Raw genomic sequence first — 19,291 nt, 5'->3', positions numbered from 1 at the left:
ACATGGCCTCACCGCATGGGGACGGCCTCACCGCATGGGGACGGCCTCACCGAATGGATACGGCCTCACCGGATAGAGTGGCAGGGCGATGACCGCTGACTCCTCTCCCGACCTGCGCCTCGAGCGCGCTCTGGCCAGCCTGCGCGGACTGGCGGTGGGGGATGCGCTGGGCTCACAGTTCTTCGTGCCCGCGCACTACCCGCTACTCAAGCGCCGACAGCTGCCCGATGCCCCCTGGAAGTGGACCGACGACACGGAGATGGCTTGCTCCGTGCTGGCCGTCCTCATGAAGCATCGCCGGATCGACCAGGACGCACTGGCCCGGTCGTTCGCCGAGCACCATGATGTCGACCGTGGGTACGGTCCCGCGGTGAACCGGTTGCTGGGTCAGGTCCGGGAGGGCGGGGACTGGCGTGAGCTGGCCTCCGCGCTGTTCAAGGGGCAGGGGTCCTGGGGGAACGGGGCCGCGATGCGGATCGCTCCTCTCGGCGCCTGGTACGCGGACGACCCGGAGCAGGCGACGCACCAGGCGGAGATCTCGGCGTATCCCACGCACCAGCACCGTGAGGCGGTCGTCGGAGCCATGGCGGTGGCCGCGGCGGCGGCGCTGACGGCAACTCCCACCGGGCCGCCCACGCCGCAGCAGCTTCTCGACGGCGTGATCGACCTGGTGCCGCGCAGCGCGGTGGGGGCGGGACTGCGCAGGGCGCGGGACATGCTCGACTACGGCGATGCGGGGACGGTCGCGGCGGTTCTGGGGTGCGGGCGTCGTACGACGGCCCATGACACGGTGCCGTTCGCGTTGTGGTCGGCCGCGCGGGGGCTCGGATCGTACGAGCGCGCCGTCTGGGACACCGCGCGGGTGGGCGGGGACATGGACACGACCTGCGCCATCGTGGGCGGAGTGGTGGCGGCCGGCGAGGGCGGAGCGCCGCCCGCGGAGTGGCTGGAGCGGACCGAGGACCTGCCCGGGTGGGTTCCCGGGGGCGGGGTCTGACCGCAGGGCGGGGCGAGGCTCGGTAACGGCACGGCGTACCGACGCGGTGTAACGGCACGTCGCACTGTCACGGTCATGCCACAGGCATGGATCGGCCCGGGGCTTGGATGTCGCGCCCGGCTACGCTGAGGCGGGCCGCCAGTTGATCTTGGCGTTGGCCTGGCGTGCGTTGAACTGGATGCCGGTTCCGGCAGTCCCGAGGCCACCTGTGGGGGGCCGCGTGCTGTGAAGAGCCGGTCGGGGGAGGGGTCCCGTGTCAGACACATCAACTGGGCGTGGTGCGGCGGACAGACGTGATGCGGCGGAGGGACGTGCGGCGGCGCCGGGCGGTTCTCCGTCGGCTCAGGGTGAGGCTGAGACCGCCGAGACCCCCGGGACGACCGAGACCCCCGGGACGGCCGAGACCGCCGAGGTAGCTGCGCCTGCCGAGGTGGATGGCGGCGTCCCTCGTGCCGGGGGGCGTGGGCGTGCCACGAGGGCGGGTTCGTACGGTGCTGCGCGTGGCTATCCGCGGGCGGGAGAGCGTGCGGGGGAGCGGGTGAGGACGCAGGACGTGGAGGGGGCGAAGGAGCAGGTTCCGCCGCTCCTTGCGGATTTGCGGGGTGAGCCGGCGGAGGCTGTGGGGCCGGTGACGTTGGGCGCTGTGCTGGTCGCCGGGTTGTTGAGCATGGTGCTGCTCGGGGACGGGCTGGCGTGGAACCTGTTGATCGTCGCCGTTCCGGTCGGGGTCGCCGCGTGGTTCTCCGCGCAGCGGGACGGGCGTCGTGGGCGGTGGCCTCGTCCGTGGTCGTGGGTGTGGGTCGGGGGAGTGGCGGCGCTGTTGGTCGTGCCGGCGTTGCGGGACGCGGGGTGGCCGTCGTTTCTCGCGATCGTGGCCGCGTTCGCGCTCGGGTCGCTGGCGTTGCACGGTTCCCGGACGTGGACGGGCGTCATCCTGAGTCCGCTCGGTGTCTTCGAGGCGGTCGTCCCGGGGCTGCGCTGGGGCTGGTCCGGGGTGCGGGAGCGGGCGGGCGAGGTGCGGGGCGCCGCGCCCATGCTGCGGGCGGTCGCGGTGACCGTGGTGCTGTTGGCGGTGTTCGGGGCGTTGTTCGCGGGGGCGGACGCGGCCTTCGCGGACCTGCTCGGGGAGCTGATACCCGATGCGTCGGTCGCCGGGAGCCCGTGGCGGATAGTGCTTTTGGCCGCGGGGGTGGTCGGAGCGCTCGCCGTGGCACGTACGGCCGCGTCGCCCGTGTGCTGGGACCGGCTCGTGGTGGGGCCTGGACGGGCGCGGGGACGGGTCGAATGGGCGCTGCCGCTGGTCGTGCTCACCGCGCTGTTCGCGGCGTTCAACGCGGTGCAGCTGGCCATGCTGTTCGGGGGGGTACGACACCGTTCTCGACAAGACCGGGCTCTCGTACTCCGCCTATGCGCGGCAGGGGTTCTGGCAGTTGCTGCTCGCGACCTTGCTCACGTTGCTGGTGATCATGTTCGCGTTGCGCTGGTCGCCGCGTGACGGGGCGCGGGACCGCACGTTGGTGCGCGGGGTGCTCGGCACGCTCTGCGCGATGACGTTGGTGGTGGTGGCGTCGGCGGTGCGCCGCTTGGACATGTACGTGGAGGCGTACGGGCTGACCAGGCTGCGGATCTCGGTGGTCGCCGCGGAACTCTGGCTCGGCGTGATCCTCTTGTTGATCATGGCCGCGGGCGTCTGGGGTGCCCGGTGGCTGCCGCGTGCCGTGGCGGCCAGTGCGGCGGCGGGTGTGCTGGCGTTCGGGCTGCTGTCGCCCGACGCGCTGATAGCCGAGCGCAATGTGCAGCGCTACGAGGAGACTGGGAAGTTCGACTTCGACTACGCGCGCCAGCTGTCGGCCGACGCGGTGCCGGCGCTGGACGGGCTTCCGGAGCCGCAGCGCTCCTGCGCGCTGAAGGAGATGGCCGACGAGCTCGGTGACGAGCGTGGACCGTGGTTCGCGACCAGCGTGGGGGAGGCCAGAGCACGGCGGATCATCGAGAAGAGGCCGGTGGCTGCGGTGGACGCCACCCGGTGCGGCGGGAGTGACGCCGACCGCGACTTCGGCCCCTCCACCACCTCGTACTGAACGACAAGGCCCGGACGTCCGCACGCCTCATGCCGCCTGAAGTGTCCGCCTCATGTGCCGCACGAGCGGGTGCCGGGGCGGCCACGTTGTCGTGGTCGGCCCGGCACCCGTGTGCGAGGGACGTGCCGTCAGCCGGCGGCCGGGCCCGCGGCGCTCGCCGTGCCGGCCAGCGCGTCCAGGTCGCTCTTGCGGACGCGGATCACCAGCGCGGCGGTGAGCAGGGCGAGGACGGCCATGCCGACCGCCGGGATGAAGGCGGTCGAGATGCCCTCGGAGAGCACCTCGTGGCCCCAGGGCGCCGGCAGCTCGTGGGTCTTGGCGAACTGGGCCTTCTGCTCCGGGGAGGCGTGGGCCATGAAGTCCGCCATCTGGTCCTTGCCCTCGTTGCGGCTCGCCGTGCCGAAGACGGTGGTGAGGATGGACAGACCGAGCGAACCGCCCACCTGCTGGGTGGTGTTGAGGAGGCCGGAGGCGGCGCCCGCCTCGTGGAGGGCCACGCCGGAGACCGCCGTCAGCGTCAGCGTCACGAAGTTCAGGCCCATGCCGAAGCCGAACAGCAGCATCGGACCGAGCACGCCGCCCAGGTAGGAGCTGTCAGGACCGAGCAGGGTCAGCCAGCCGAGCCCCAGCGCGACGATGACCGAACCCGACACCATGAACGGCTTCGGGCCGAGCACCGGAAGGAACTTCTGCGACAGGCCCGCACCGACCGCGATGACCATCGTGACCGGCAGGAAGGCCAGGCCCGCCTCGATCGGGGTGTAGCCCAGGATGTTCTGCACGAAGAGCACGATGAAGAAGAAGATGCCGAACATCGCGGCGGCCAGGCTGAGCATGATCACATATGTGCCCGAGCGGTTGCGGTCGGCGAACATCCGCAGGGGCGTGATCGGTTCCTTCGCCCGCTTCTCGACGAAGACGAAGGCCGCGAGCAGGACGACCGCCGCGCCGAACGAGCCCAGCGTGATGCCGTCGCGCCAGCCTTCTTCGGCGGAACGGATGAATCCGTAGACCAGGGAGACCATGCCGAGCGTGGAGGTCAGGGCGCCCGTGAGGTCGAAGCGGCCGGGGTGACGCTCGGATTCGTTGATGTAGAGCGGGGTGAGGACGGCGATCAGGACGCCGATGGGTACGTTCACGAACAGGACCCAGCGCCAGTCGAGCCACTCGGTGAGCATGCCGCCCGCCAGCAGGCCGATCGCGCCGCCACCTGCGGAGACGGCGGCGAAAACGCCGAACGCGCGGTTCCGCTCGGGCCCTTCGGGGAAGGTCGTCGTGATGAGGGCCAGCGAGGTGGGCGAGGCTATCGCGCCACCGACGCCCTGCAGGGCGCGCGCGGCCAGCAGCTGCCAGGGTTCCTGGGCGAATCCGCCGAGGAGTGAGGCGAGCGTGAAGAGGAGGATGCCGGACATGAAGACGCGACGGCGTCCGAGGATGTCACCGGCGCGGCCGCCGAGCAGCAGCAGACCGCCGAAGGTGAGGGTGTACGCGCTGACGACCCACGTGAGGTCGGTCGTCGAGAAGTGGAGCGCTCCCTGGATGTGGGGGAGCGCGATGTTCACAATCGTCGCGTCCAGGACCACCATGAGTTGGCAGGCCGCGATGACGGTGAGGGCCAGGCCGGGATGCCCCTCCCGGCGGGCGGCTCCGGGCTTGTGATCGTGTGTCAGCTGAGAGGTCGTCGTCATGATCCCCCGCAAGTTCCTTAGTGAACGGGCCCGTTCACTGTTCACTACGACGGTAGTGACTCCTCTTGAGTGAACGCAAGCGTTCACTCACCTTTGTTCTCAGCACCTGGTTCTCGATGTGTCTGCTGGTTTCTGGCGCATCTGCTCGCTCAACGGAGAGAAATAGATGGCTACTTCGCGCTGGACGGCCGTTCCCGCCCGGACGGTGTCCCCGCGTCGGCGGGGGCCCGTCCTGGAGCGCGCGATCCTCGATGCCGCCCTCGAGCAGCTCAGCACGGTCGGCTGGAGCGGCCTGACGATGGAGGGCGTGGCCGCGGGGGCGCAGACCGGCAAGGCGGCCGTGTACCGCCGCTGGCCGTCCAAGGAGGACCTCGTCGTGCACGCCCTGCGGGCCGGGCTGCCCCGCCTGGACAGCGTTCCGGACCTCGGCGGCGTCCGGGAGGACCTGCTCCAGCTGTGCAAGCAGATGCGGGTCACGATGTTCTCGCGCACCGGGTTCGCCCTGCGCGCGGTGCTTCACGAATGCGACACAGCGACGGCCGAGCTCTTCCATGACGTGATCTTCGAGGGCGTCATCGAGCCGAGCGTGAAGCTGATCAAGGAGGTGCTGCGCCGTGGTGTCGAGCGCGGAGAGGTGCGTTCCGGCGGGACGGACGCGTATGTGTGCGATGTGATCCCGGCGATGTTCATGTACCGCACGAAGGTGTGCGCGAGCGAATGGCGGGACGAGGAGTTCGAGGCGCTCATCGACCAGGTGATGGTCCCGCTGCTGCGGCCGTGAGGGTTCCACCGCGACCGTAAGGGCGTCCACGGGGATGTCGGCGGGTGTCCACGAGAGGGCCCTCCGAGGGGCGGTGGGAGTCGTCGGCGTGGTTCGGGCGGGGCCTGGGTGTCGCGGGCGGTTCCCGGCGGCGTAGGCTGAGGACGCCATGCCGTACGAAGCACCCACCCACACCGTCGAGCGCTCCCTGCGCGCCACCACCGGAGCGAAGATCGTCGCCGGTGTCGACGAGGTCGGGCGCGGCGCCTGGGCCGGACCGGTCACCGTCTGTGCGGCGATCACCGGACTGCGCAGGCCGCCCGAGGGGCTCACCGACTCCAAGCTGATCACCCCCAAGCGGCGCACCGCGCTCGCGGTGGAGCTGGAGACCTGGGTCACCGCCCACGCCCTCGGTCACGCCTCGCACGAGGAGATCGACGACCTGGGCATGACGGCCGCGCTGCGGCTCGCCGCGGTGCGTGCTCTGGAGGGGCTGCCGGTCCGCCCGGACGCGGTCATCCTCGACGGAAAGCACAACTACCTCGGTGCTCCCTGGCAGGTCCGTACGGTGATCAAGGGGGACCAGTCCTGTGTGGCCGTCGCCGCGGCTTCCGTGATCGCGAAAGTCCGGCGCGACAAAATGATGGCCGAACTGGGCATCGAACATGCAGACTTCGGTTTTGCGGCCAACGCCGGCTATCCGTCGCCGGTGCACAAGACCGCGCTGGCGGAGCGGGGGCCCACCCCGTACCACCGGCTCACGTGGGCGTATCTTGATGCGCTGCCCCAGTGGCGGCACCTCAAGAAGGCCCGCAGCTGGGCGGACGGAAACGTTCCGGAAATCGAGGGCCAGCTCGGCTTTGAGTTCTGACGCTTTTCCGGCACGTCCGGTCGCACTCATGTGCCACCCGCCGACGCGATTCGCATCGGCGTTTGATAGACAACACTTCATGCCTCTCATTCCCGAGGAGCCTCAGATTCACGAGAGTGCCCAGGGTCCCCGCGCCACGCAGGCCAGCGGCCGCGTCGCGCCGACCCCCCGCCCCGTACCCGGTCCGCGTCCCGCGGCTCCGCCGCGTCCCGGCCGTCCGGGTCCTGCCCGGCCGATGCCGCCCGCGCAGCGAACCCCGCGCGACACGGCCGCCAAGCCCGGGCCGTCCGCCCCGGCTGCCCCTGCCGCCCCCGGTCCCGCCGTGGCCTCGGCTCCGCAGATCCAGCTCGTCCCGGCCTCGGCCGAGGGCGCGCTGGACGCGGCCGAGGAAGCCGTCGACCTGCTGCTCGACGCCGGGCGTGCCCCGGGTGAGGTCCTGGTGATCACCACCGGCGACCCCCACCCGTGGGCCACGCACGAGCTGTCGTTCGGCGAGAGCGCCTACTGGGCGCAGCACGACGCGGGCGACGACGTCTTCTACGCCGACGCCGCCGCGCTGTCCCGTGCCGCCGCCCGGCCCGTGGTCGTCGTCGCCGTCAACGGCGGCAGCGAAGAGACCGCGGTCGCGGCGCTGCCGACGGCGCTCACCCGCGCGAGCACCCTGTTGATCGTCTGCGGTGACCCGCAGCGCATCAACTCGACGCTCGGCGCGGGCGTCTGACACCGAGGCAGTGGACGTACGTCCTCGTGCGTTCTCGTGCGTTTTCGTACGGCGGTCGGCATCAGGGCACGGAGTTCGCGCGTACGCATTCGTACGCGCGTCTCCGTATGCGGGACCAGGTATGCGGGACCGGGTACGCAGGCGGGATCCTCAGCGTGCCGCCGCGCGGCGCAGGACGTCGGAGGCGGCGCCTCCGGTACGTGGTGCAGGCGGATCCGTCCCGGCGAAGGCCTCGGGCCGTGAACCGGCGCTCGGCCGACGACCGCCCCGCCCCTCGCCGAGCACCTGCCACCCGTCGCGCGTCAGCGTGATGTACGCGCCGCACCGCAGCCCGTGCAGGGTGCAGGCGTCCCGCAGGCCCCACATCCAGGCGCCGTCCTCGTGGGTCCAACGGGCGTCCCCGTCACGGCAGTAGAGCAGGACGGCGGTACGCACCGGGGTGCGGCGGCGCAGGTCGTGCGGGATGATCCGGCGCAACTGGGCGAGCAGCGCGTTACGGAAGACCCAGCCGTCGGTCGGAGTGGTCTGGCGGCGGAACGAGGCGCTGGCCCGCAGCCGTTCGTCCGGGTCGAGCACGGCCACGACGGCCGTCGACGGGGTCGGCCGGTGGCGGGTGTGCAGACCGGCCACGACCTCACGGGGGTTGCGCAGCAAGGGAATTCCCGCGGCCGACCACTCGGCGGGCTCCAGCATCCGGCCCAGGCGGTGGTCGGAGTCGGCGGACAGCTCGGCCGAACCCGGGGACTCCGGCACCGATGCCGCACCGGACGAGGCGAATCCGAAGGTCACGGTCCTCCCTTCGGCTACGCGCCCCAGACGGGCGGGGTCGGACTGCGGGAGCGCGCCACGGCGGACCCCTGCCGGTCGCAGGAGCCGCACGGGAGCGGTTCCAATTGTTCCCGCCCCGGTCGCTCGCGGCAATGAGCGGAGGGCGATGGATCAAGCGCGTGGATCACGGACAGGACGCGGGGATCACGAACAGAACGCGAGGTCGCGGCGGCTGACCGCGTACGGGTCCGGTACCTGACTGCCTACGGATCCGGTACCTGACCGCGTACGGGCCCAGCGTTCGGCGCCACGCGGGGTCCGATCACGTACTGCCTATTCCTGCCCAGCGCGTCCCCCTCCGACGCACCCCTTCCCCTCCTGCCGCCCGGACCCGGCGCAGACCCGCCGCAGACCCGCCGTGGATTCGGCGATTGTCAGTGGCATCGGGTTGCATGGGGGCATGGACAACCTGGAGCTCCGCACCGAAGCCGACGCCATCCTCGCCGAGCTCGTCGGCGATCCGGGCGGTTCGGCCCGGCTCCGCGAGGACCAGTGGCAGGCGGTCGGGGCCCTGGTGGAGGAGCGGCGCCGCGCCCTGGTGGTGCAGCGCACCGGCTGGGGCAAGTCGGCCGTGTACTTCGTGGCCACGGCCCTGCTGAGGCGGCGCGGCGCGGGGCCCACGGTGATCATCTCGCCGCTCCTCGCGCTGATGCGCAACCAGGTCGAGTCGGCCGCCCGCGCCGGCATCCAGGCGCGCACCATCAACTCGGCCAACCCGGAGGAGTGGGAGGCGATCTACGGAGAGGTCGAGCGCGGCGAGACCGACGTCCTGCTCGTCAGCCCGGAGCGGCTCAACTCGGTGGACTTCCGCGACCAGGTGCTGCCCAAGCTCGCGGCCACGACCGGCCTCCTCGTCGTGGACGAGGCGCACTGCATCTCCGACTGGGGGCATGACTTCCGGCCGGACTACCGGCGGCTGCGGTCGATGCTCACCGAGCTGCCGGCCGGCGTGCCGGTGCTCGCCACCACCGCGACGGCCAACGCGCGCGTGACCGCCGACGTGGCCGAGCAGCTGGGCACCGGCGCGGGCGAGGCGCTGGTGCTGCGCGGCCCGCTGGACCGGGAGAGCCTGCGCCTCGGCGTCGTCGAGCTGCCGGACGCCGCGCACCGGCTGGCCTGGCTCGCCGAGCACCTGGACGAGCTGCAGGGTTCCGGCATCATCTACGCCCTGACCGTCGCCGCGGCCGAGGAGGCCACCGCCTTCCTGCGCCAGCGCGGTTTCACGGTGGCGTCCTACACGGGCCGCACGGAGAACGCCGACCGGCTGCAGGCCGAGATCGACCTCCAGGAGAACCGGGTCAAGGCGCTGGTCGCCACCTCCGCGCTCGGCATGGGCTTCGACAAGCCGGACCTGGGCTTCGTCGTCCACCTCGGCTCGCCGTCCTCGCCGATCGCGTACTACCAGCAGGTGGGCCGTGCGGGCCGCGGGGTGGAGCACGCCGATGTGCTGCTGCTGCCGGGCAAGGAGGACGAGGCCATCTGGCGCTACTTCGCCGACACCGCCTTCCCGCCCGAGGAGCAGGTCCGCCAGACCCTGTCGGCGCTCGCCGGCGCCGGGCGGCCGCTGTCCGTGCCGGCGCTGGAGGCCCAGGTCGAGCTCCGGCGCACCCGCCTCGAGACCATGCTGAAGGTGCTCGACGTGGACGGAGCGGTCAAGCGGGTCAAGGGCGGCTGGATCTCCACCGGCGAGCCCTGGGTGTACGACGCGGAGCGGTACGCGTGGGTGGCCGGGCAGCGGCGGACCGAACAGCAGGCCATGCGGGACTACGTGAGCACGGACCGGTGCCGGATGGAGTTCCTGCGCCGGCAGCTGGACGACGAGGGGGCGGTTCCCTGCGGCCGCTGCGACAACTGCGCGGGCCCCTGGACCGACGCGTCCGTCTCCACGGAGGCGCTCACCGGAGCGACGAAGGAACTGGACCGCCCCGGCGTGGAGATCGAGCCGCGCCGCATGTGGCCGACCGGTATGGCCGCGCTGGGCGTGGACCTCAAGGGGCGCATTCCGGCCAGGGAGCAGTGCTCCACCGGCCGCGCGCTCGGGCGGCTCTCGGACATCGGCTGGGGCAACCGGCTGCGCCCGCTCCTCGCGGAGAGCGCGCCGGACGGCCCGGTCCCCGACGATGTGCTGCGGGCCGCGGTGGCGGTCATCGCCGACTGGGCGCGCTCGCCCGGCGGTTGGGCGCCCGGCGTCCCGGACGCCTCGCCCCGCCCGGTGGGCGTCGTCGCCGTGCCCTCGCAGACGCGCCCGCAGCTCGTCGGCTCGCTCGCCGAGGGGATCGCGACCATCGGCCGCCTCCCCCTCCTCGGCACCCTGGCGTACACCGGCCCGGACGGCGCGCACGCGGCCCGCCGCAGCAACTCCGCCCAGCGACTGCGGGCGTTGTCCGACGCGTTCGTGGTCCCGGACGAGCTGGCCGAGGCGTTGGCCGCGACGCCCGGCCCCGTCCTGCTCGTGGACGACCTCACCGACTCCGGGTGGACGCTGGCGGTCGCCGCCCGCCTGGTGCGGCGGGCGGGCGCCGAGCAGGTGCTGCCCCTGGTCCTCGCCGCGGCGGGCTGATCCACGGGGCGGGGACGGGGGTGCGTCAGGGGCGGCTGGTCAGGTAGCCGCCCATGGAGGTGAAGTACTCGGCGGCGGGCAGTTCCTGGCCGTCCTCGGTGCGGACACGCGTGATGGCCAGGCCGTGGTTGCGGCCGGTGCGCGCGTCGGCGCCGGCGACGATCACCACGCCCTCGCCCTCGCGGTAGAAGACGCGGCCCGGCGTGCCGCCGTACCGGCCCTCGGAGACCACGGCCGAGACGATCTCAAGCCGCTTGCCCTTGTGGAAGCAGAAGGCGCTCGGGTACGGCGCGGACTGCGCGCGGACGAGGCGCTCCAGGTCCGCGGCCGGCCAGGTCCAGTCGACGCGGATGTCCTCGACGGAGCGCTTGTGGAAGAAGGTCGCCTGCGAGCGGTCCTGCTTGGTGAACTCCGTCTTGCCGGCGGCGATGAGGTCGAGCGCGCCGATGGTGACGGGGGCGATGAGGTCGACGGTCTTGTGGAAGAGATCGGTGGCGGTGTCCTTCGGGCCGACGGCGACCGACTCCTGGCGGACGATGTCACCGGCGTCGAGCTCGTCGTCCATCATGTGCGCGGTGACGCCCACTTCGGGCTCGCCGTTGATCAGGGCCCAGATGATGGGGGAGAAGCCGGCGTACTTCGGCAGCAGCGAGTCGTGCACGTTCAGCGTGCCGTGCCGCGGCAGGTTGAAGATGCGCGGCGGAATCCACGTACGCCAGTTGTTGGCGACGATGATGTCCGCGTCGGCCTCCTTGAGGCGCTCGAACAGCTCCTCGTCGTCGGGGCGGTTGCGGATCACCACGGGTACGCCGTGCTCCTCGGCGAGGTCCGCGACGGAGTCGCTCCAGATCTTCTCGTACGCGTGCTCGCTCTTGGGGTGGGTCACGACCATCACCACGTCGTGTTCGGAGTCCAGGAGGGCTTGCAGGGTGCGGTGCCCCCAGGTCTGGTAACCGAACATGACGACCCGCATGGGGTTCCTCCTCAGAGCAGGGAATAGCCGACGACAAGTAAAGCAAGCCTTACCTTATTAGGCAACGCGTTGACTTTATACCCGAGTTGGAAGGCGGCTGCCCTCCGGCGGGTCGACAGCTCCGTCGGATTAGCTTAGGCTCACCTAAGTTCCGGTGGGTTGCTGTGTCGACGTGCTGCTGTGTCGACGTGCCCACCATCTGTACCTTCCCCACGCCTGACAGGCGGCTTCCCCGCACGATGGGAGTGACATGTCACAGGTTCTTCCTGGCGACGCACCACTGGTCCACGACCTCATTGGCATCGGCTTCGGCCCGTCCAATGTGGCCATGGCGATCGCGCTCAGCGAGCACAACGCAGGCGTCGGCAGGGAGGAGACGGTCACCGCCCACTTCTTCGAGCAGCAGCCGCGCTTCGGCTGGCACCGCGGCATGCTGATCGACGACGCGACCATGCAGGTGTCCTTCCTCAAGGACCTGGTGACCCAGCGGAACCCCACCAGTGAGTTCAGCTTCCTCTGCTATCTGAAGAGCAAGGGGCGCCTGACCGACTTCATCAACCACAAGAACCTCTTCCCGCTGCGCGTGGAGTTCCACGACTACCTGGAGTGGGCCGCGGCCAAGGTCGACGACCAGGTCTCCTACGGCCACGAGGTCGTCGGCGTCACGCCGCACCACCGCGACGGCGTCGTGGAGTACCTCGACGTGACGGTCCGTTCGGCCGAGGGCCTCGCGGTCCACCGCGCGCGCAACCTCGTCGTCGGCACCGGCCTGCGCCCCCTCATGCCGGAGGGCGTGGAGCGCGGCGAGCACGTCTGGCACAACTCCGACCTGCTGACGAAGGTCGACACCCTGGAGGGCACCGCCCCCTCCCGCTTCGTCGTCGTGGGCGCCGGACAGAGCGCCGCGGAGAACGTCGCGTACCTGCACCGCCGCTTCCCCGACGCCGAGGTCTGCGCGGTCTTCTCCCGCTACGGCTACAGCCCCGCCGACGACAGCAGCTTCGCCAACCGGATCTTCGACCCCGACGCGGTCGACGAGTACTACGCCGCTCCCGAGGGCGTCAAGCGGCGGCTGATGGACTACCACGGCAACACCAACTACTCCGTGGTGGACATCGACCTGATCGACGACCTGTACCGGGAGATGTACCGCGAGAAGGTGCTCGGCACCGAGCGGCTGCGCTTCATCAACGTCTCGCGGCTCACCGGCGTCAAGGAGACGGACGACGGCGCCCGCGCCACCATCACCTCCCTCGTCACGGGGGAGGAGACCTCCCTCGACGCCGACGTCGTGGTCTTCGCCACCGGCTACAGCCCCGCCGACCCGGTCGGCATCCTCGGCGAGGTCGCCGACCACTGCCTGCGCGACGACGAGGGCCGCGTCCGCGTCGAGCGCGACTACCGCATCGCGACCGACCCCGAACTGCGCTGCGGCATCTACCTGCAGGGCGGTACGGAGCACACGCACGGCATCACGTCGTCGCTGCTGTCCAACATCGCGATACGGGTCGGCGAGATCCTCGACTCGCTGCGCGCCCGCACCGCGGAGTTCGCCCCCGACGGAGCCCGCCCGGTGGCCGACGAGACCGGCAGCGCCGCACGGTAGCCGCGGTCCCGCGTCGGCCCACCGGCCGTGCGTCCCGGTCCGATCAAAGGGATAACGTACGTCGAATGAGCACGACTGCAGTGGAGCGCCCCCTGGCGAGAGGGGCGACGGACGCCCGCCGGAAGCGGCTCGTGGGGCTCGCGGTGCTCGCCGCCGCCCTGGTGATCGCGGCCGCGCTCTCGCTGGCCGTCGGCGCGCGCTCGCTGAGCCCCACCGAGGTCTGGCACGGGCTGTTCGCGGCGCCGGAGTCGGACCAGCGGCTCACCGAGATCCGGCTCATCGTGCAGACCGTGCGGCTGCCCCGGACGGTGCTCGCGATCGTGGCGGGCATCGCCCTGGGCGTCGGCGGCGCCCTGATCCAGGGGTACACGCGCAATCCGATCGCGGACACCGGTCTGCTGGGGGTGAACGCCGGCGCCTCGTTCGCCGTGGTGTCGGTGATCGCCGTGTTCGGGCTCTCCAACCCGTTCCAGTACGTCTGGTTCGCGTTCCTCGGCGCCGCGGTCTCCGGGGTCGTCGTGTTCGGCCTCGCCAGCATCGGCCGCGGGGCCGGCAATCCGCTGACGCTCGCGCTCGCCGGGCAGGGGATCACCGTGTTCCTCGCCGCGATGACCACGGCGGTCGCGCTCTCCGACCAGAAGTCGCTGAACGCCCTGCGGTTCTGGAACGCCGGCTCGGTCGCGGGCGTCGGCTTCGACGTCATCTGGCCGGTGACGCTCTTCATCGGCGTCGGTCTCGTCCTCGCGCTGAGCCGGCTGCCCTCGCTCAACCTGCTCAACCTCGGCGAGGACGTGGCGCGCGGGCTCGGCGTGAACATCGCGCTGAGCCGCACCATCGGCATCCTCGCGATCACCCTGCTCGCCGGCGCGGCCACGGCGGCCTGCGGACCCATCGCCTTCCTCGGCCTGATGGTCGCCCATGTCGCCCGTCATCTGACCGGCCCGGACTACCGCTGGCTCGTCCCGTACGCGGGGCTGCTCGGCGCCGTCGTCCTGCTGGTCTGCGACATCGTGGGCCGACTGGTCGTGCGGCCGGGCGAGTTGGAGGCGGGGGTGGTCGTGGCCCTGCTCGGGGCGCCCTTCTTCGCGGTCATGGTGTGGCGAGGAAAGTTCAAGAACGCATGAGCGGGACAGCCCATGAGCGGGACAAGCGCATGACCGGGACGGACGAGCGCACGGACGGAATGCGGGAGCCGATGAGCGGGACGGACGTGCGGGCCCCGGTGGCGTCGGGCGTACGGCTCGGCCGGATGTCGTTCGTGTGGCGGCCCTGGCTCGTGCTCGTCACGCTGCTCCTCGCGGCCGCCACCTTCCTGGTGTTCTGCCTCTCGATCAGCGTCGGTGACTTCCCCATCGACCTGTCGCGCGTGCTGGCGACGATCGTCGGACGGGGCGAGCAGGTCGACGAGTTCGTCATCATGGACCTGCGGATGCCGCGGGCCCTGGCCGGGCTCGTCGTCGGCGTCGCCCTCGGCGTTTCCGGGGCCATCACGCAGTCGGTCGCGCGCAACCCGCTGGCCAGCCCCGACATCCTGGGCATCACCGGCGGCGCAGGCGCGGTCGCGGTGTTCTCCGTCACGGTGTCGGGCGGCGCCGCGGCGGCGGCCGTCGACTCCGTGGGCCTGTCGGCGGCGGCGCTCGGCGGCGGTCTCGCCACCGGACTGCTCGTGTACTTCCTGGCCTGGCGGCGCGGGGTCGACGGGTTCCGCCTCATCCTCATCGGCATCTCGGTGAGCGCCGTGATGGAGGCGGTCACGACGTGGCTGCTCGTCTCCGCCGACATCAGGGACGTGGCCAGGGCCCAGGCGTGGCTGGTCGGTTCGCTGGACAACCGGTCCTGGGACGAGGTCCGGGTGGCGCTCTGGTGCTCGCTCGCCCTGCTCGTCGTGGTGGCCGCCGCGTCCTTCCAGTTCAAGCCGCTGCACCTGGGTGACGACGTCGCGGCGGGGCTCGGCGTGCGCCACTCCCGGGTGCGGGCGGTCCTGCTGCTGTGCGCGGTGCTCCTTGCCGCCGTGGCGGTGAGCGCGGCGGGACCCGTTCCGTTCGTCGCCCTGGTGGCGCCGCAGGTGGCGATGCGGCTCGCGCGCCGTCCGACGCCGCCGATGGTGGCCTCGGGGCTGGTGGGCGCGCTGCTGCTGATCGGCGCGGACCTCACCGCGCGCGCAGGCCTGCCGGTCAGCCTTCCGGTCGGCGTGGTCACCGCCGCGATCGGCGGCCCCTTCCTCGTCTATCTGTTGGTCCGGGCGAACCTCAAATAGCCGGTGCGGCACCGATAGCTGGTACAAAGGTGAGGCAAACCTAATATTAGGGGGGCTTGTGGCCACGCAGTTCATCACCGAGATCGAGTCCGACGCCGGGTCCGGGGTCGGGGACGCGGCACGCCTCGCGGCCCGGGGCATCTCCGTCGGCTACGGCAGCCGTACGGTCATCGACGACCTCGACGTGGCCATTCCGCCCGGGGTGATCACCACGATCATCGGCCCCAACGGCTGCGGGAAGTCGACCCTGTTGCGCACCCTGACCCGGCTGCTCAAGCCGGCGAAGGGCTCGGTCGTCCTGGACGGCGAGGACATCGACAAGCTCAAGACCCGGGACGTGGCGAAGAAGATGGGCCTGCTGCCGCAGGCGCCGGTCGCCCCCGAGGGGCTCACCGTGGCCGACCTGGTCGCCCGTGGCCGCCACCCGCACCAGAGCTGGCTGCGGCAGTGGTCGTCGGACGACGCCGACGTCGTGGCGCACGCCCTGGCCATGACCGGGGTGTCCGACCTGGCCGACCGCCCCGTCGACTCGCTCTCCGGCGGGCAGCGGCAGCGGGTCTGGATCTCCATGACCCTGGCCCAGGGCACCGATCTGCTCCTCCTCGACGAGCCGACCACCTACCTCGACCTCGCGCACGCCATCGACGTGCTCGACCTGGTGGACGACCTGCACGAGTCGGGCAACACCGTGGTGATGGTCCTGCACGACCTCAACCTGGCCACCCGCTACAGCGACAACCTCGTGGTGATGAAGGCGGGTTCGATCCTCGCGCAGGGCCACCCGCGCGAGGTGATCACGGCGGATCTGCTGTACGAGGCCTTCGGACTGCGCGCCCGGGTGGTCGACGACCCGGCGAGCGACCGGCCGTTGATCGTGCCGATCGGCCGTACGCACGTGCAACTCGACTGACCCCGCGAAGGAAAGCACCGGTAAGGCTAGGCTAACCTCACCTGTACGGGTTAAGGTTTGGCTCGCTCTGCATCAGGGCGCAGCGGTCAGCGCGAAAGCAAGGGAATCCGGATGCTCCTCCATCGAACGACGCTCACGAAGCCTTGGCGGCGGCTGGCCGCGGTGCTCGCCGCCACGACGCTCGGCGTCGGCCTCCTCGCCGGATGCGGTTCCGACTCGGAGGACAAGGCGAGCGACACCCCGGCGGCCGCCGGCGGCGGCACGTTCCCGGTCACCGTGGAGCACGCGTTCGGATCCACCAAGATCACCAAGGCGCCCCAGCGGGTCGTCACCGTCGGCTACACCGACGACCAGGCCGCCCTGGCGCTCGGCACCAAGCCGGTCGGCATGGTCGACCAGTACCCGAACCCCTCGGGCAAGTCCCCCGACATCAACACCCAGTGGCCCTGGGTCAAGGACAAGTGGGGCGACACCAAGCCCGAGGTCGTCATGAAGAACGGCGACTCCGGCCCCAACTACGAGAAGATCGCCGCCCTGCGGCCCGACCTGATCATCGCCGTGTACTCGGAGATCGACAAGGCCGGCTACGACAAGCTCTCCAAGATCGCCCCGACCGTGGGCCGCACCAAGGGCGAGAAGGAGCTCTTCAGCGCCCCGTGGCAGGACAACACGGTGCACATCGCCAAGGCGCTGGGCAAGGAGGACGAGGGCAAGAAGCTCGTCAGCGGCATCGAGGACAAGCTCGCCGCGGCCAAGAAGGCGCACCCGAAGTTCGCGGACCAGAAGGCCGTCGCGCTCTCCTGGTACAAGGACTCCATCAACCCGTTCACCTCCAAGGACGTGCGCGGCCGGCTCCTGACGGGCATGGGCTTCTCGTACCAGACCAAGATCGACGAGATCGCGGGCGGCAAGTTCTCCACCGAACTCTCGCCCGAGCGCACGGACCTGGTCGACGTCGACCGCGTCGTCGTCATCAACGACAAGGCGGACACGGCGGCGTTGAAGAAGTTCGAGCTGTTCAAGAACCTGAAGGCCGTGAAGAAGGGCCACGTGTCCTACCTCCTGGACAGCGAGGGCCCCGCCGTCGGCGCTGCGATGTCCCAGGGCACCGCGCTCTCCCTGCCGTACGCGATCGACGAGCTCGTCAAGTCGGTCTCCTAGCGATGCCGTTCGACCCCTCCCGCCCCCACCCCGACTTGGCCAGCGTGTGAGCACCATCGAGACATCGACCACCGAGACCCCCGCCGCCCCGGCGACCCTGCGCACGGCGACCGGACGCGAGGCCACCCGGTGGGTCTCGGTCCACTGCCGCGAAGTGCCCTGGCTGTCGGCCGCCACCGTGCTCAGCACGGTGGCGGGGGCCGCGCTCCAAGTACTCCCGGTCCTCCTGCTCGGCCGGGTGGTCGACGGGGTGGCCGGGGGCGAGTCGCGCTCGGTCCTCACCACGATCGGCGTGCTGATGGGGGCCGCCGCGCTGCTCGGCGCGGTGGCCACCGCCCTGTCGACCTATCTGATCGGCCGCCTTGGCGCGGATCTGCTCGCCCGGCTGCGCGAGGGCGCCGTCCGCGCGGTGCTCGGGATGCCGAGCGCGCGGATAGAGCAGGTCGGCAGGGGAGACGTGCTCTCCCGGGTCGGTGACGACGTGGCCGTGCTGTCCAAGGGCATCCGCACGGCCATCCCCACGGTGTTCTCCGCCGGGGTGCTGGTCTTCATAGCGACCGTCGGCATGTTCGGTCTCGACTGGCGGCTCGGCCTCGCGGGCGCCGGCGCGCTGCCCGCGTACGCGCTGGCCCTGCGCTGGTACCTGCCGCGGTCCGCCCCGCTCTACCGCAAGCAACGGGTGGCCCAGGCCGACCGTGCGCAGGCGCTGATCAGCGGTCTGGACGGGATCGACACCGTGCGGGCGTACCGCCTGGAGGACGGGGTCCGCGACAAGGTCACCCAGGAGTCCTGGCGGGTGCGCAACCTCGGGATCGAGGTGTTCCGCTTCTTCGGCCGGTTCGTCGGCCGGGAGAACCGCGCCGAGTTCATCGGGCTCGTCCTGATCCTCGTCGTGGGATACGCCCTGCTGGAGGCGGACGCCGCCACCCTGGGCGAGGTGTCGGCGGCCCCGCTGATGTTCCACCGGCTGTTCACACCGCTCGGCGCCATCATGTTCACCTTCGACGAGGCGCAGAAGTCGGGCGCGAGCCTGACCCGTCTCGTCGGGGTGCTCGGGGAGTCCGGGCAGGAGCGGCTCGTGGGTGACGCCTCGGTCGAGGCGGCCGGCGCCGGGCCCCACCCGGTGACGGTACGAGGCCTTACGTTCAGCTATCCCGGCACCGACGAACCGGTGCTGCGGGACGTCGACCTGACGATTCCGGCGGGCGGTTCGCTGGCCCTGGTGGGCGCGACGGGCGCGGGCAAGTCCACGCTGGCCGCGCTGATCGCGGGCATCGGTACGCCGCAGAGCGGGTCGGTGCGGGTCGGTGCGCAGGACCTCGGTGAGCTGGACGAGGCGGGGGCGCGGGCCCTGGTGAGCATTCTGACGCAGGAGACGCACGTGTTCTCCGGTCCGCTCGCCGAGGACCTGAGGCTCGCCGCGCCGACGGCGACCGACGCCGAACTGATGGACGCGTTGCGCACGGTCGGCGCCGCCGACTGGGTCGACGCGCTGCCCGAGGGGCTGGACACCCCGGTCGGCGAGGGCGGCGAGCGCCTCGACGTCACCAAAGTCGCCCATATCGCCCTGGCCCGCCTTGTGTTGGGCCGCACCCCGGTGGTCGTGCTCGACGAGTCGACCGCCGAGGCGGGCAGTGAGGGCGCCGCGGAGCTGGAGCGTGCGGTGCTGGCCGCGTGCGCGGGCCGGACCACGCTGTTCGTGGCGCACCGGCTGACGCAGGCGATGGCGGCGGACCGGATCGCCGTGCTTGACGCGGGGCGGGTGGTGGAGCAGGGCACCCACGACGAGTTGGTGGCTCTGGGCGGCCGGTACGCGCGTCTGTGGCGGGCCTGGCGAGAGGGTAGTTAGGCAACCCTTATTTAGGTTAGCCTAACTGC

General features: G+C 71.3%; 14 protein-coding genes and 1 pseudogene. 12 read left to right on the top strand and 3 right to left on the bottom strand.

Annotation, left to right across the window (positions count from 1 at the left end):
- Positions 1–88 precede the first annotated feature (88 nt).
- Positions 89–997, top strand: coding sequence for an ADP-ribosylglycohydrolase family protein (locus ACFYO9_RS21230; RefSeq protein ID WP_358777107.1), 909 nt, complete (start codon positions 89–91; stop codon positions 995–997).
- 253 nt (positions 998–1,250) lie between these two features.
- Positions 1,251–3,078, top strand: a pseudogene (locus ACFYO9_RS21225) (DUF4153 domain-containing protein).
- 128 nt (positions 3,079–3,206) lie between these two features.
- On the opposite strand, the gene ACFYO9_RS21220 reads toward ACFYO9_RS21225, so the two are convergent.
- Positions 3,207–4,766 carry an MFS transporter gene (locus ACFYO9_RS21220; RefSeq protein ID WP_358777108.1) on the bottom strand — a complete coding sequence of 520 codons (1,560 nt, stop codon included), beginning with the start codon at positions 4,764–4,766 and terminating at the stop codon, positions 3,207–3,209.
- Positions 4,767–4,932: 166 nt separating this feature from the next.
- Between ACFYO9_RS21220 and ACFYO9_RS21215 the strand changes: the two genes are divergently transcribed.
- The 3 genes from ACFYO9_RS21215 to ACFYO9_RS21205 all read left to right on the top strand — a co-directional run bounded on the left by ACFYO9_RS21215 (position 4,933) and on the right by ACFYO9_RS21205 (position 7,118).
- On the top strand, positions 4,933–5,547 hold the full coding sequence (locus ACFYO9_RS21215; protein ID WP_358712997.1) for a TetR/AcrR family transcriptional regulator: 615 nt from the start codon (positions 4,933–4,935) through the stop codon (positions 5,545–5,547).
- Between the two features lie 148 nt (positions 5,548–5,695).
- On the top strand, positions 5,696–6,397 hold the full coding sequence (locus ACFYO9_RS21210) for a ribonuclease HII (RefSeq protein ID WP_355804368.1): 702 nt from the start codon (positions 5,696–5,698) through the stop codon (positions 6,395–6,397).
- A gap of 79 nt (positions 6,398–6,476) precedes the next feature.
- Complete coding sequence (locus tag ACFYO9_RS21205) at positions 6,477–7,118, top strand: hypothetical protein (protein WP_358712996.1); 642 nt, start codon at positions 6,477–6,479, stop codon at positions 7,116–7,118.
- A 150-nt stretch (positions 7,119–7,268) separates the two neighbouring features.
- Here the strand turns inward: ACFYO9_RS21205 and ACFYO9_RS21200 are convergent, their stop codons facing one another.
- Positions 7,269–7,907 (bottom strand): hypothetical protein, encoded by a 639-nt coding sequence (locus ACFYO9_RS21200; protein ID WP_355804372.1) that lies wholly within the window; start codon positions 7,905–7,907, stop codon positions 7,269–7,271.
- A 439-nt stretch (positions 7,908–8,346) separates the two neighbouring features.
- Here ACFYO9_RS21200 and ACFYO9_RS21195 point away from each other — a divergent pair, with 439 nt between their 5' ends.
- Positions 8,347–10,506, top strand: coding sequence for a RecQ family ATP-dependent DNA helicase (locus tag ACFYO9_RS21195; protein ID WP_358777109.1), 2,160 nt, complete (start codon positions 8,347–8,349; stop codon positions 10,504–10,506).
- Between the two features lie 25 nt (positions 10,507–10,531).
- Here the strand turns inward: ACFYO9_RS21195 and ACFYO9_RS21190 are convergent, their stop codons facing one another.
- Positions 10,532–11,479 (bottom strand): methionyl-tRNA formyltransferase, encoded by a 948-nt coding sequence (locus ACFYO9_RS21190; RefSeq protein WP_358777110.1) that lies wholly within the window; start codon positions 11,477–11,479, stop codon positions 10,532–10,534.
- A 250-nt stretch (positions 11,480–11,729) separates the two neighbouring features.
- On the opposite strand from ACFYO9_RS21190, the gene ACFYO9_RS21185 reads away from it, so the two are divergent.
- The 6 genes from ACFYO9_RS21185 (at position 11,730) to ACFYO9_RS21160 (ending at position 19,262) form a co-directional block, all read left to right on the top strand.
- Positions 11,730–13,085, top strand: coding sequence for a lysine N(6)-hydroxylase/L-ornithine N(5)-oxygenase family protein (locus ACFYO9_RS21185; protein WP_358777111.1), 1,356 nt, complete (start codon positions 11,730–11,732; stop codon positions 13,083–13,085).
- Positions 13,086–13,150: 65 nt separating this feature from the next.
- Positions 13,151–14,209 (top strand): iron ABC transporter permease, encoded by a 1,059-nt coding sequence (locus ACFYO9_RS21180; protein ID WP_358777112.1) that lies wholly within the window; start codon positions 13,151–13,153, stop codon positions 14,207–14,209.
- Between the two features lie 71 nt (positions 14,210–14,280).
- Positions 14,281–15,342, top strand: a complete 1,062-nt coding sequence (locus ACFYO9_RS21175; protein WP_355806213.1) for an iron ABC transporter permease — start codon at positions 14,281–14,283, stop codon at positions 15,340–15,342.
- Positions 15,343–15,400: 58 nt separating this feature from the next.
- On the top strand, positions 15,401–16,252 hold the full coding sequence (locus tag ACFYO9_RS21170; RefSeq protein ID WP_358777113.1) for an ABC transporter ATP-binding protein: 852 nt from the start codon (positions 15,401–15,403) through the stop codon (positions 16,250–16,252).
- A 111-nt stretch (positions 16,253–16,363) separates the two neighbouring features.
- A complete protein-coding gene (locus tag ACFYO9_RS21165; protein ID WP_355804384.1) occupies positions 16,364–17,413 on the top strand; it encodes an iron-siderophore ABC transporter substrate-binding protein in 1,050 nt (349 codons plus the stop codon).
- A 46-nt stretch (positions 17,414–17,459) separates the two neighbouring features.
- The gene (locus ACFYO9_RS21160) at positions 17,460–19,262 is read left to right on the top strand and encodes an ABC transporter ATP-binding protein (protein WP_358777114.1); all 1,803 of its coding nucleotides are present in this window, start codon (positions 17,460–17,462) and stop codon (positions 19,260–19,262) included.
- Positions 19,263–19,291 lie beyond the last annotated feature (29 nt).

The organism is Streptomyces sp. NPDC005863, from assembly GCF_042871345.1.
Taxonomy (GTDB): Bacteria; Actinomycetota; Actinomycetes; order Streptomycetales; family Streptomycetaceae; genus Streptomyces.
Note: the sequence above shows the minus strand (reverse complement) of the source record. Positions and strands in the feature narration are given on the sequence as shown.